Source organism: Frigoribacterium sp. CFBP 13707 (assembly GCF_014842245.1).
Classification (GTDB): Bacteria; Actinomycetota; Actinomycetes; order Actinomycetales; family Microbacteriaceae; genus Frigoribacterium; species Frigoribacterium endophyticum.
The window spans coordinates 108,718-121,293 of the sequence record NZ_JACYVL010000001.1 but is presented as its reverse complement, the minus strand read 5'-3'; the positions used below and the strand labels follow the sequence as shown (position 1 = coordinate 121,293).

The 12,576-nt window shown below is 73.9% G+C and carries 14 protein-coding genes; 10 read left to right on the top strand and 4 right to left on the bottom strand.

Annotated features, from left to right (window positions below):
* Positions 1-118 precede the first annotated feature (118 nt).
* From IFT45_RS00575 to IFT45_RS00555, 5 genes are all read left to right on the top strand, one after another.
* Positions 119-568: an SRPBCC domain-containing protein gene (locus tag IFT45_RS00575; RefSeq protein WP_192126172.1), complete on the top strand. Its 450-nt coding sequence runs from the start codon at positions 119-121 to the stop codon at positions 566-568.
* Positions 569-615: 47 nt separating this feature from the next.
* Complete coding sequence (locus tag IFT45_RS00570) at positions 616-915, top strand: hypothetical protein (protein WP_156370048.1); 300 nt, start codon at positions 616-618, stop codon at positions 913-915.
* Entirely contained in the window at positions 912-1,166 is a 255-nt protein-coding gene (locus IFT45_RS00565; RefSeq protein ID WP_185233231.1) for a hypothetical protein, read from the top strand. Before IFT45_RS00570 ends, IFT45_RS00565 begins: the two co-directional genes overlap by 4 nt.
* Before the next feature lie 179 nt (positions 1,167-1,345).
* Positions 1,346-1,879 carry a PadR family transcriptional regulator gene (locus IFT45_RS00560; RefSeq protein WP_244637581.1) on the top strand — a complete coding sequence of 178 codons (534 nt, stop codon included), beginning with the start codon at positions 1,346-1,348 and terminating at the stop codon, positions 1,877-1,879.
* A gap of 71 nt (positions 1,880-1,950) precedes the next feature.
* The gene (locus IFT45_RS00555) at positions 1,951-3,627 is read left to right on the top strand and encodes an AarF/ABC1/UbiB kinase family protein (RefSeq protein ID WP_056058831.1); all 1,677 of its coding nucleotides are present in this window, start codon (positions 1,951-1,953) and stop codon (positions 3,625-3,627) included.
* A 103-nt stretch (positions 3,628-3,730) separates the two neighbouring features.
* Here the strand turns inward: IFT45_RS00555 and IFT45_RS00550 are convergent, their stop codons facing one another.
* On the bottom strand, positions 3,731-5,413 hold the full coding sequence (locus tag IFT45_RS00550) for a long-chain-fatty-acid--CoA ligase (RefSeq protein WP_192126170.1): 1,683 nt from the start codon (positions 5,411-5,413) through the stop codon (positions 3,731-3,733).
* A gap of 72 nt (positions 5,414-5,485) precedes the next feature.
* Here IFT45_RS00550 and IFT45_RS00545 point away from each other — a divergent pair, with 72 nt between their 5' ends.
* The 3 genes from IFT45_RS00545 to lepB all read left to right on the top strand — a co-directional run bounded on the left by IFT45_RS00545 (position 5,486) and on the right by lepB (position 8,088).
* Positions 5,486-6,304 (top strand): SDR family oxidoreductase, encoded by an 819-nt coding sequence (locus IFT45_RS00545; protein ID WP_371810812.1) that lies wholly within the window; start codon positions 5,486-5,488, stop codon positions 6,302-6,304.
* 155 nt (positions 6,305-6,459) lie between these two features.
* Positions 6,460-7,377, top strand: coding sequence for an oxygenase MpaB family protein (locus IFT45_RS00540; protein WP_185233218.1), 918 nt, complete (start codon positions 6,460-6,462; stop codon positions 7,375-7,377).
* A gap of 75 nt (positions 7,378-7,452) precedes the next feature.
* Positions 7,453-8,088 carry a signal peptidase I gene (gene lepB, locus IFT45_RS00535; RefSeq protein ID WP_192046069.1) on the top strand — a complete coding sequence of 212 codons (636 nt, stop codon included), beginning with the start codon at positions 7,453-7,455 and terminating at the stop codon, positions 8,086-8,088.
* Positions 8,089-8,100: 12 nt separating this feature from the next.
* Here the strand turns inward: lepB and IFT45_RS00530 are convergent, their stop codons facing one another.
* Positions 8,101-9,801, bottom strand: a complete 1,701-nt coding sequence (locus IFT45_RS00530; protein WP_192126166.1) for a long-chain-fatty-acid--CoA ligase — start codon at positions 9,799-9,801, stop codon at positions 8,101-8,103.
* A 112-nt stretch (positions 9,802-9,913) separates the two neighbouring features.
* The gene (locus IFT45_RS00525) at positions 9,914-10,471 is read right to left on the bottom strand and encodes a TIGR03086 family metal-binding protein (protein WP_056056495.1); all 558 of its coding nucleotides are present in this window, start codon (positions 10,469-10,471) and stop codon (positions 9,914-9,916) included.
* Between the two features lie 166 nt (positions 10,472-10,637).
* Between IFT45_RS00525 and IFT45_RS00520 the strand changes: the two genes are divergently transcribed.
* Both IFT45_RS00520 and yidC read left to right on the top strand, forming a co-directional pair.
* Complete coding sequence (locus IFT45_RS00520) at positions 10,638-10,946, top strand: DUF6412 domain-containing protein (RefSeq protein WP_056056494.1); 309 nt, start codon at positions 10,638-10,640, stop codon at positions 10,944-10,946.
* Positions 10,947-11,018: 72 nt separating this feature from the next.
* A complete protein-coding gene (yidC, locus tag IFT45_RS00515) occupies positions 11,019-11,840 on the top strand; it encodes a membrane protein insertase YidC (protein ID WP_192126164.1) in 822 nt (273 codons plus the stop codon).
* A gap of 31 nt (positions 11,841-11,871) precedes the next feature.
* Here the strand turns inward: yidC and IFT45_RS00510 are convergent, their stop codons facing one another.
* The gene (locus IFT45_RS00510) at positions 11,872-12,423 is read right to left on the bottom strand and encodes a YceI family protein (RefSeq protein WP_056056492.1); all 552 of its coding nucleotides are present in this window, start codon (positions 12,421-12,423) and stop codon (positions 11,872-11,874) included.
* Between the last annotated feature and the right edge of the window lie 153 nt (positions 12,424-12,576).

Sequence of the window (12,576 nt, the reverse complement as noted above, 5' to 3'; positions counted from 1 at the left end):
CGGCCTTGGCGCGGCCGGCCGGGGCCTGGGACACTGCCACCAGGCCCGCGAGGGCCGACCACCGACTCCGGCCGGTCGCCCGCCCGGGCCTCCGCCACCGAACCGAGGAGCACCCCCGATGAGCGACCAGGCTGCCGACGGCATCGAGATCGTCCGGACCTTCACCGCGCCTCCCGCCGCCGTGTTCTCGGCCTGGACGACCGCGGCCGACTTCGCGCGGTGGTTCGGCGGACCGGCCGTCGACGTGCCGCTCGACGCCCTCGACTACGAGGCCGTCGCGGGGCGGGCCTGGTCGGCGACCATGGTGCTGCCCGACGGGAACGCCCTCAGCTGGGCCGGCGAGTTCGTCGAGGTCGCGCCCGACGAGCGCCTCGTCCTGACGCTCACCGACGACCCGGCGTCGCCCGCTCGCGCGACGATGGTGGTCGAGCTCGCCGCGGTCGACGGCGCCACCCGCATGCGCTTCACACAGCAGACGCCGGGCTTCTCGGCCGAGCAGCGTGACGCGACCGCCGCCGGCTGGGCCGGCTTCTTCGACGAGCTCGCCGCCGGCCTGCCCTCGTCGTAGCCCACGCTCCGTCGTCGCCCGCCGCGTCGTCGCCCTACCCTGGGCGCATGAGCCGACCCGCCGAGCCCGCTGCGCCGAGACCGCGCCTCGTGTGGGCCGTCGTGCACTACTGGACCGCCACGGTGCACGACTACGAGGAGGTCGCCTTCCCCCGCCTCTTCGGCGTGTACTCGACGAGGGCACGTGCCCGGGCGGCTGCTGACCGCGCCCGGACCCAGCGGGGCTTCGACGGGCGCCTCGGCGCCGTCGACGAGGTGGAGCCCCTCCGCATCGAGAGGTGGCCGGTCGATGAACCCGCCTGGGTCGGCGGCTTCTTCTCGTACGACGCCGAGGGGCGCGAGGAGTGACGAGGGTCTGGTCGCTGACGCACCTCCGCCCGCGGGGGTCGCACACCGAGTGGCCGCTCGTCGACGTCAAGCAGATCGGCTTCTTCCGGTCGGAGGGCGAGGCCCGCCGAGCCGCCCGTCGCCTCCGCCTCGACCCTGGCTTCCGACGCTTCCTGGACCAGTTCCGCATCGAGGCCGTCGAGCTCGACGTCGACCGCTACGACGACGGCTTCGACCCCGACGCCGACCGGGATCTCGTGCCGAGCGACTGAGGCCCCCCGAGTGGTCGCGAACTGCTGCCGGTGGGGGCGAGAGCCGCCGGTCGTGACCGCTCGGGCGACGGCGGGGCCGAGCGCGGGAGGCGCGGTGCCAGCCTGAGCGCCCGCCCGGCTCCGTGTCGGGGGCCAGGTATATCGTTCGGGCATCGCTCGACCCTCGACTGGAGATCATCATGAGCACCTCGCGCACACCCGGTTCGTTCCCCGTCGACCTCGACGGCATGTGGCAGGCCATGGACCAGCTCCGGTCGACCTTCGACCGCCGCGACGGCGCCCGCGCCCCTCGCGGCGAGCTCCGCGCGGCGATCCTCGCCCTCCTCTCCGAGCGGCCGATGCACGGCTACCAGGTCATCCACGAGATCGAGGAGCGCACGGGCGGCGACTGGAAGCCCAGCGCCGGCTCCGTCTACCCGACCCTCCAGCTGCTCGCCGACGAGGGCCTCGTCGTCGCGGAGGAGACCGACGGCCGCAAGGTCTACTCGCTGACCGACACCGGCCGCGCCGCCGCGGGCGTCGACCCGTCCGACCCGTGGTCCGCCCCGCGCTCCTCCGGCGACCGTCGCACCGCCCTGCCCAAGGCCGGCATCGAGCTCGCCCGCGCCACGGCGCAGGTGGGCCGCACCGGCACCGCCGCGCAGATCGACGAGGCGGTGGCGGCCCTCGACGAGGCCCGTCGCCGCATCTACTCGATCCTCGCTCGAGACTGACGCGGGTGGCACCGACCGCCCCCCTCCCGACCCCCACAGCCTCAGCCCGAGCCGGTGAGCCGGGCGACGCCCTGCGCGACCGCGCGGGGCGGGCCCGGTACCGGCGCATCCTCCGGTTCGCCTCCCGTCACCTCGCCGTGACCTGGTGGTTCGAGCTGGTGCTGCCGAGGTTCGGCCTGCGCTGGGTCGCCGAGCGTACCCGCGCCCGACGCATGCAGCGCTTCGCACGCGGCTTCCACGCGCTGGCGCTCGACCTCGGCGGGCTGATGATCAAGGTCGGGCAGTACCTCTCGTCGCGCCTGGACGTCCTCCCGCCCGAGATCACGAAGGAGCTCGAGGGTCTGCAAGACGAGGTGACGCCCGTGCCGTTCCCCGAGATCCGGGCGCTCGCCGAGGCCGAGCTGGGCATGCCCCTCGACCGCGTCTTCACCGCCGTCTCTCCCGAGCCGATCGCCGCCGCCTCCCTCGGCCAGGCGCACCGGGCGACGCTCGGCGCGGTCGACTCCGCCGACACCGGGCTCGTCCACGTCGTGCTCAAGGTGCAGCGGCCCGGCATCGACCGGATCGTCGACGTCGACCTCGCCGCGCTCCGCAAGGTGGGCGGCTGGCTGAGCCACGTCCGCCTGGTCTCCGACCGCGTCGACGCCCCTGCCCTGGTCGAGGAGTTCGCGCGGACGAGCCTGGAAGAGATCGACTACCTCAACGAGGCCGCGAACTCGGCGCGCTTCGCGGCCGACTTCGCCGACGACGACCGGGTCGGCGTGCCCGACGTCGTCTGGGAGCGCTCGACGCGGAAGGTGCTCGTGCTCGAGGACGTCTCGGCGATCAAGATCACCGACGTCGACGGCCTCCGCGCCGCCGGCATCGACCCGGTCGAGGTCGCCCCCGTCTTCGCCGCGGTGATGTTCGACCAGCTCTTCACGAACGGCTTCTTCCACGCCGACCCGCACCCCGGCAACATCTTCGTCACCCCGGTGGCCGCCGCCGAGGGGGAACGCCCCTGGCGGCTGACCTTCATCGACTTCGGGATGATGGGGGAGGTGCCCACCGGCACCCGGAACGGTCTGCGAACGCTGCTGATCGCCGCCGCCTCCCGCGACGGCAGCGGCATGGTGAACGCGATGCGCGACCTCGGGGTGCTCTTGCCCAGCGCCGACACCCGTGAGCTCGAGCGGGCGGTCAGCGCCACCTTCGCCCGCTTCGGCGGAATGGGGTTCGCCGAGCTGCGTGAGGTCGACCCTCGGGAGTACCGCGAGTTCGCCGGCCAGTTCGGCGACCTGATCCGGGCCCTGCCGTTCCAGCTGCCCGAGGACTTCCTGCTGGTGCTCCGCGCCGTCACCCTCACCTCCGGCGTCTCCAGCGCCCTCGACCCGGTCTTCAACCTCTGGGACTCCGTCGAGCCCTACGCGGCGCAGCTCGTCCGCGACGAGCGCGGCAACGCCGTGCAGGACGTCGCGCGACGCGCCCTCGCCGCGGCCGACGTCACCGTCCGGCTGCCCGGTCGGCTCGACCACCTCGTCACGCGCCTGGAGGACGGCACGCTGGAGGTCGGCAGCCCGCGCATCGAGCGTCAGCTCGGTCGCATCGAGCGGACGGCCCGCCGGGTGCTCGCGGCCGTGCTCTTCGCGGGCCTGCTCATCGCCGGCGCCGTGCTGCGCACCGACGACGACGGCCTCGGCACGGTGCTCATGGCCGCGTCGGCCGTGCCGCTGCTCTACGCCCTGCTCGCCGGCCGGCTACCCGGCTGACGCCGGGCTGCTCGGTCAGCCCCGGGCTGCCCGCCAGCGCCCGGCTGCGCGGCCAGCCCCGGGGCTGCCCGGCCAGCCCCGGGGCTGGCCGGCCAGCCCCGGGCTAGCGGTCGGCGAGCTGGTCGCGGACCTTGCGGCGCAGCGTCTTGCCGATCAGCGACTTCGGCAGCTCGTCGACCACGACGATGCGGCGGGGCACCTTGTACGGCGTCAGGTGCGACCGCGCGAAGGTGCGGAGCGCCTGCACGTCGACGTTCGCGCCCGGCTCGACGACGATGGCCGCGGCGACCTGCTCGCCGCCGGGGCTCGGCAGCCCGACGACGGCGGCCTCGGTCACGCCGTCGAAGCGCACCAGCACCTCCTCGACCTCGGAGGGGCTGACGTTGAACCCGCCGGTGATGATGAGCTCCTTGATGCGGTCGACGATGCGCACGAACCCGTCGGGGTCGATCGTGACGATGTCGCCGGTGCGGAACCAGTCGCCGTCGACGAAGACCTCGTTCGACTCCTGCGGCTTGCGGTAGTAACCGCTGAACACCTGGGGGCCGCGCACGATCAGCTCCCCGCTCTCGCCGGCCGGCACGTCGACGGTCGGGTTCTCCGGGTCGACGACGCGCACCTCGGTGCCGGGCAGCGGCAGGCCGACCGTGCCGGCGCGGCGCGTGGGCCCGACCGGGTTCGCCATCAGCACGGGCGAGCACTCCGACAGGCCGTAGCCCTCGACGAGCCAGCCGCCGCTCTCGGCCTCCCACGGCTCGACGACCTCGGCCGAGAGGGGCATCGCGCCCGAGATCGCGACCTCGACGCCCTGCAGCGAGACGCCGGCGTCGTCGGCGGCCTTCCGGAGGCGCGTGTAGATGGGCGGGACGGCCGGCAGGAAGGTCGGCGGCCGCTTCTTCATGACCTTGAGCACGAGGGCCGGGTCGAAGGCCGGGAACAGCACGAGGCGGGCGCCCATGCTCATCGCGAAGGTGAGGCAGAGCGTGAGGCCGTAGGCGTGGAACATCGGCAGCACCGCGTAGACGGTGCAGCGGCCGCGCTCGATCGTCGGCACCCACGCGCGCGACTGCGCGGCGTTGGCGAGCAGGTTGCGGTGGGTCAGCTGGGCGCCCTTCGGGGTGCCCGTGGTGCCGCTCGTGTACTGGATGACCGCCAGGTCGTCCGTCGAGGGCGCCGGGTGCTTCGCCTTGATGCGCGACGAGCCCACGATCTTCTCCCACGGCGTCGTGCCCCGGACGCTCGTGGTCAGCTTGGCGCGCGACTCCCGGGCCTTCGAGATCGGCAGGCGGAGGGCCGCCCGGGTGGCGAGGGGCATGCCGCGCGTCACGTCGACCGACACGATCGCGTCGGGGGCGACGTCGGCGGGGAAGTCCTGGAGGGTCTCGACCACCTTGTCCCACGCGACGACGACCTTGGCGCCGTGGTCCTCGAACTGGTGGCGCAGCTCGCGCGGCGTGTAGAGGGGGTTGTGCTCGACGACGATCGCCCCGAGGCGCAGCACCGCGTAGAAGGCCACGACGTGCTGCGGGCTGTTGGGCATGACGAGGGCGACGGTGTCGCCGTGGCGGACGCCCAGGCCACGCAGGCCCTCGGCGGCCCGGCTGATCTGCTCGACGAGCTCGGAGTACGACGTCGTCGCCCCGAAGAACTCGAGCGCCACGGCCCGCGGGTAGCTCTTCGCCGAGCCCTCCACCAGGTCGAGGAGCGAGCCCGTGACGGGCTCGATGTCGTGGGGGACGCCGGGAGCGTAGGAGGTCAGCCAGGGACGCGGGGTCTCGATGGTCACCCGGCCACTCTACGGCGTTGGATGATCGGGGCCGCCCCCACCCGAGGCGGTCACCACGACGAGAGGAACACCGTGAGCAAGGTCTGGTTCATCACCGGGGCGTCGAAGGGCTTCGGCCGCGAGTGGGCGGAGGCCGCGCTGGAGCGCGGTGACCGCGTGGCGGGCACCGCCCGCCGGCTCGAGACCGTCGACGCACTCGTGCAGCAGTACCCCGACGCCTTCCTGCCGATCGAGCTCGACGTCACCGACCGCGAGGCCGACGTCGCCGCCGTGCAGCGTGCCGCCGAGCACTTCGGCCGGCTCGACGTCGTCGTCAACAACGCCGGCTACGGCCACTTCGGCATGGTCGAGGAGCTCACCGAGGAGGAGGCCAGGGCCCAGCTCGAGACGAACTTCTTCGGCGCGCTGTGGGTCACGCAGGCCGCCCTGCCGATCCTCCGGGCCCAGAGCAGCGGCCACGTCGTGCAGGTCTCGAGCATCGGAGGCGTCAGCGCCTTCCCCACCGTCGGCATCTACCACGCGTCGAAGTGGGCGCTCGAGGGCATGAGCCAGGCGCTCTCGCAGGAGGTCGCCGGCTTCGGCGTGCACGTCACGCTGGTGGAGCCCGGCGGCTTCTCGACCGACTGGTCGGGCCCGTCGGCCTCCCGCAGCGACGAGCTCGAGGCCTACGCCGAGGTGCGCGAGGCTGCGTCCGAGCGACCGTCGGCGGCCGACCCGGGCGACCCGCACGCCACCCGCGGCGCGATCCTCAAGGTCGTCGACGCCGAGCAGCCGCCCCTGCGCGTCTTCTTCGGCAAGGCGCCCCTCGGCATCGCCGAGGCCGACTACGAGCAGCGCCTCGCGACCTGGCGCGAGTGGCAGCCCGTCGCGGAGGAGGCGCACGGGAACTGAGCCGGCCGCTCCTCCTGCACCGCGCCTCCTCGCGGGCTCCCGCACGACCGCGGAGGGCCCGTCGAGGAGGCGCGGTGCCGGCCAGGCGGTTCGACGTCGAGACAGAAGGCGCCCGCGTGGCCCCCGCGCCCAGACGTGCGGCGCATGATCGGTGCATGCCCGCCCTCACCGAGCCGCTCCGCGCCCGCCTGCAGTACACGTTCAACGGCCAGTACACGGGCACGCCCGAGTGGGTGACCGACCTCGAGAAGGGCGACGACGAGGGGTTCTTCCTGCCCGGGTCGGCCGTCTGGGCGGTGCACGGCTCGATGTCGACCATCGCCGCGGGCGTCCGTGCGCTGCTCGTACAGGCCCTCCACCCGGGGGCGCTCGCCGGGGTGCACGACCACTCGCGGTTCCGCGACGACCCCCTGGGGCGGCTGGCCGGCACGATCCGCTGGATCTACACCGTGTCGTACGGCAGCCGCGAGGCGGCGACGCGGGCGTCGGGCTGGGTCACGCGGCTGCACACGAAGGTCGTCGGGCAGTACGACGACCGCCACGGCGTGAGCCACGACTACGCGGCCAACGACCCCGAGCTGCTCAGCTGGGTGCACATGGCCTTCGCCGACTCCTTCCTCGCGGCGTTCCAGCAGTGGGGGCACGGTGAGGTGCCGGGCGGCCCCGACGCCTACGTGCGCGAGTGGGCCACGGCCGGCGAGCTGATGGGGGTCGTCGACCCGCCCCGCACCGTCGCCGAGATGCAGCACCAGCTGATGGAGTTCGACCGCCGGGGCGTGCTCGAGTGCACGGCGCGGACCGACGAGGTGGTCCGGTTCATCCGGCGACCGCCGCTCTTCCCTGTGCTGCGGCTCGGCTACCCCGTGCTGTTCAACGGAGCCGTCGGCACCCTGCAGCCGCGGTTCCGCGAGCTGCTCGACCTGCAGCCTCCCCACCTGGGCCCGGTCGCGCTGCCGACCGCCGGCCCGGCGCAGGCGATGCTCGGGGCGATCGGCGGCGTTCTCGGCGCCCGCCCGGTGGCGGAGGAGCACGCTCTGGCGCGTCTCGAGCGGCTCGGCTGGACCGCCGCCTGAGCATCGCCGTGCGGCGTGGTCCGGGCTCGTCAGGCGCGCAGCCGGCGGGCGGCTCCGCCCTGGCAGGATGACGGCATGAGCGAGACGGCAGGCCCGGGGACGGCAGCGACCTCGGGGGCCGGTGCCGCGCCTCCCGCCCGCCCCGGCTCGTCGTGGCGCTGGCTGCGCGACCTCGTCGTGGTGGTCCTCGTGGCGCTGCTCGTGTCGTGGGGCGTCCGCACCTTCCTGGTGCGGTCGTTCTACATCCCGTCGGCGTCGATGGAGGACACGCTGATGATCGACGACCGGGTGATCGTGAACGAGCTCGTGCCCGACCTCGTCGACCTCGACCGCGGCGACGTCGTCGTCTTCCACGACCCGGGCGGCTGGCTGCCCGGCGGGAGCGTCGGGGGAGACGACGAGCTGATCAAGCGCGTGGTCGGGCTGCCGGGCGACACCGTCTCGTGCTGCGACGCCGAGGGGCGGATGCTCGTGAACGGCGAACCGGTCGACGAACCGTACCTGGCCGACCCCGACGGGCCCGCGTCGACCATCCCGTTCGACGTGACCGTGCCGGAGGGCGCGATCTGGGTGATGGGCGACAACCGCGCGCACTCCGCCGACTCCCGGCTGCACCAGAGCGGGCCCTATGACGGGTTCGTGCCGCTCGACCACGTCGTCGGGCGGGCGTTCGTGATCGTCTGGCCGATCTCCCGCTGGGGCGGGCTGTAGCCGAGCCCCGGCTCAGCGCCCGGCGATGAGGGAGTCGCGCACCTCGCGGCGCAGCACCTTGCCGATCAGCGAGCGCGGCAGCTCGTCGACGACGACGACGCGCTTCGGCACCTTGTACGCGGCGAGCTGCTCCCGGGCGTGGTCGCGGACGGCCTCGGGGTCGATCGTCGCGCCCGGGCTCGCCACGACGGCCGCGACGACGTCCTCGCCGCCGCCCGCGCGCGGGATGCCCACGACCGCGACCTCGGCGACGCCCGCGGCGCCGCGCACGGCCTCCTCGACCTCGGAGGGGGCGACGTTGAAGCCGCCGGTCACGATGAGCTCCTTGATGCGGTCGACGATCGTGACGTACCCGTCGGCGCTCATGCTGACGATGTCGCCGGTGCGGAACCAGCCGCCGGGCAGGAAGGCCTCGGCGGTCTCGTCGGGGCGGTTCCAGTACCCTTGGAACACCTGGGGGCCCCGGAGGATCAGCTCACCGGCCGCGCCCGGCGTCACCGGGCGCTCGGGGTCGGGGGCGTCACGGTCGACGACCCGCGCCTCCGTCGACGGGAACGGCACGCCGACGGTGCCCGGGCGTCGCGTCGGGCCCATCGGGTTGCCGAGCGCGACGGGAGACGTCTCGGTGAGGCCGAAGCCCTCGACGAGCATCCCGCCCGTCACGCCCTCCCACGCGGTGACCGTCGACAGGGGCAGGTTCATCGCCCCCGAGATCGCGAAGCGGGCGCTGCTCAGGTCGACGCCGCGCTCCGCCGCCGCCTCGGCCAGGCGCTGGTAGATCGGCGGCACGGCGGGCAGGAACGTCGGCGGGTGCTTCGCCGCGGCCTTGAGCACGAGGTCGACGTCGAACTTCGGGAAGAGCACGAGGCGGGCGCCGATGCTCATCGCGAAGGTGAGGCACAGGGTGAGGCCGTAGGCGTGGAAGAAGGGCAGCACGCCGTAGACGGTCTCTTCGCCCTCGCGGATGCCCTGCACCCAGGTGCGCCCCTGCACGGCGTTGCTGTGCAGGTTGCGGTGCGTCAGCACGGCCCCCTTCGGCGAGCCGGTCGTGCCGCTCGTGTACTGCAGCAGGGCGACGTCGTCGAGGGCGGGACGGGGGTGCCGGCGCCGCAGCGGGCGTGACGAGACGAGCTCGGGCCAGGTGAGGTCGCCGCGGGTGCGGGAGGTGAGCGCCTCGCGCGACTTCCGGGCCGCCGGCACCGGCAGGGTCAGGGCCAGCCGGGTCGCCAGCGGCATCGCCCGCGTGACGTCGACCGAGACGACCGAGCGGAAGCCGATGTCGCTCGGCAGCGCCCGGAGGCGGTCGACCAGCTTGTCCCACGCGATCGCCACGGTCGCGCCGTGGTCCTCGAAGAGGTGGCGCAGTTCGCGGTCGGTGTAGAGCGGGTTGTGCTCGACGACGACCGCGCCGAGGCGCAGGACCGCGTAGAACGCGACGACGTGCTGGGGGCTGTTGGGCAGCAGGATCGCGACCCGGTCACCGGCCCCGACCCCGAGCTTGCGGAGGCCCTCGGCGGCCCGGGCGATCTCGTCGCCGAGGTCGCGGTAGCTCGTCTCCCGCCCGAAGAACTCGAGCGCCGTGCGGTTGCGGTGCGCGGCGACGGCGTCGTCGATGAGGTCGACGAGGGTGCCGGTGACGGGCTCGATGTCGGCGGGGACGCCCGGGGCGTAGCTGTGCAGCCAGGGGCGGTCGGGCGCGGTGTCGGAGCTCATGCGGCCATCGAACCAGCCGGGGGGCGGGGGAAGCTGCGTGGTCGCCGAGGGCGGACCGGGACTGCGCCTCGGTCAGCGCGCGTCGCGCCGGGTCAGCGCGCGTCGCGCCGGGTCAGCGCGCGTCGCGCCCGGTCAGCGCCAGCAGCCGCACGTGCAGCGGGGCGTCGTCGTCGACCGGCACGGGGCTCGCGAACAGCCCGGAGGCCTCGAGGGCGTCGGCCTGCGGCTCGAAGACCGTCCACACGGCCGCCACGAGCTCGTCGTCGAGGCTCTCGTCGGCGCCGATCGCCCGGGCGAGGTCCCAGGTGTGGATGGTGACGTCGGCGACCTGCTCGGCGAGGTACTCCCGGGCCGGCACGACGTCGGCGCTCAGGCGGACGGGCGCCTCGGGGTCGGCCTCGGCCCAGGCGGCCGTCGCGGCCGACGACCAGCGGTGCCACGCGGTGACGAGGTCGTCGTCGAGCGGCTCGATCGAGCGCTCGGAGGCCGACGGGTCGCCGCCGTCGAGCAGCAGCGGCACCCACTGCTGCTCGCGGGTCACGTGCCGGACGAGGTCACGGACCCGCCACTCGGTGTCGGGCGTGGGGGCGTCCCAGTCGGCCACCGCCTCCACCCGTCGGGCGAACTCGTCGTGCGCGCGCTGCTGCAGGGTGATCCAGTCGACGGTCATGGGGCGTCCTCTCGAGGCAGGGGCGTCACGACCACCGACGGCGCCGGCGGCGGAGCGGTGTCGCGGTCTGCTGGGGCCCAACCGCCGGAGGCGCGGCGGCCTTCCCGAGGTCGGCCCTCAGCGGAACAGTCGCCACGGTAGCGCCTCACCGGCTAGGGTCGCTCGCATGACGACCCTGCTCGAGCTCCTGGCGCGCGTGCTCGCGCCGCTCGAGCACGTGGTGCAGGCCCTCGCCGCCCAGGGCGGCGACCCGGCCTCCGCCGCGGTCGTCGTCTCGCTGCTCGGCGCGGCCACGGTGCTCGTGGCGACCGGGCTGGGCCGTGCCCTGCTGGCGCTGTGCGGCCTCGCGCCCGCACCAGCGCGACGGGTGCTGAGCGAGGGGGCCGACGTGCGCCTCCTCGTGTTCCAGCGCGACCCCGACGCGGACGGACACGTGCGCGCCCGCGCTCCGGGCCGGGCGCTCCCGGCCGCCTGACCCGACGCTCACCCGCGACCCGTCGCGGCGGCCAGACGACGTCACCCGTCTCTCTGACCGAGGAGCCCCTCCGTGGACCTGTCCGCCTTCCCGCCCGTCGCCGTCGTCCTCGACGGCCTCCACTCGTTCGTCGCCCTGCTCGCCGCCCTGGTCGAGCCCGCCGTGGGCGACCTCTCGTCGGCGCTCGCCGTCGTCCTGCTCACCGTCGTCGTCCGGCTGGTGCTGGTGCCCGTCGGGGTCTCGCAGGTGCGCGCCGAGATCGGCCGACGCCGTCTCGCGCCCCGCGTCGCCGAGCTGACCCGCCGCGTCACCGACCCCCAGGAGCGCAGCCGGCGCCTCATGGAGCTGTACTCGTCGGAGAAGGTCTCGCCGCTCGCGGGCTGCCTCCCGACCCTCGCCCAGGCCCCGGTGCTGACGGCCGTCTACTCGCTCTTCGCCCACCCGACGATCGCGGGCCACGCGAACGAGCTGCTCAGCCACACCCTGGGCGGGGCCGTGCTGGGGGCGAACCTGCCCGTGGCCCTCGGCGCGGGCCTCGCGACGGTGTGGCCGTACCTCGTGCTGCTCGCCGTGCTCGCGGTCGTCGTCGAGCTGACCCGGCGCGCCTCGCTGCGGGCGGCGGGGCCGACTGCGGCACCGCTGCCCGGTGCTGCCGGTGCTGCCGGTGCCGCGGGCCCCGCCGCCGTGCCGGGCATGACGGGGCTGCTGCGGGTGCTGCCGTTCGTCAGCGTCGTCTTCGCGGCCTTCGCCCCGCTGGCCGCCGCGCTCTACCTCGTGACCAGCGCCTCCTGGACCCTGCTCGAACGGGCGGTGCTCCGCCGGGCCCTGGCGCCGCGGACCGGGGGAGGCGCGGTGGCCGTCAGAGGCAACGACGGAGGGCCCGCCCCTGCCTGAGCAGGTGCGGGCCCTCCGGGGAGCGTCGTGACTACGCCGAGAGCACGAACTGGATCTCGAGCGTGACGGTGACGTCGTTGCCGAGCGTGAAGCCGCCGGCCTCGAGCGCCGCGTTCCAGCTGACGCCGAACTCGGTGCGGTCGATCTTCGTCGTGGCCGAGAAGCCGAGCTTCGTCTGGCCGTAGCCGTCGACGACGAGGCCGCCGAACTCGCTCTTGAGGGTGACGGGCTTGGTGACGCCGCGGAGGCTCAGGTCGCCGTGCACGAGGAAGGCGTCGTCGCCCTTCTCCTCGATGCTCGTCGAGGTGAACGTCATCTGCGGGTGCTCCTCGGCGAGGAAGAAGTCGCCGGTCTGCAGGTGGCCGTCGCGGTCCTTCTGGTTCGTGTTGATCGAGGCCACGTCGATCGAGGCCGTGACCTTGCTCGCGGTGTGGTCGTCGTCGGTGACCAGGCTCGCGTCGAAGCGCTCGAACGAGCCCTTGACCTTGCTGATCGCGAGGTGGCGGACGCTGAACGAGACCTCGCTGTGGGTGGGGTCGAGGGTCCAGGTGCCGGCGGGGATCTTCTCTGCGGTGATGGCCATGGTGTTCTCCTTGAGGTGGTGACGTGTGAGGTGGTCGTGGATCGGTGACGTGTCACCGAAGGTGGTACGAGTATATGCAAGAGCATCGACAGGTCGAGCATTCCCGATCCGCGTGGCTGATCGGTGAACAGCGTCGATGCAGGTGCTGTGACC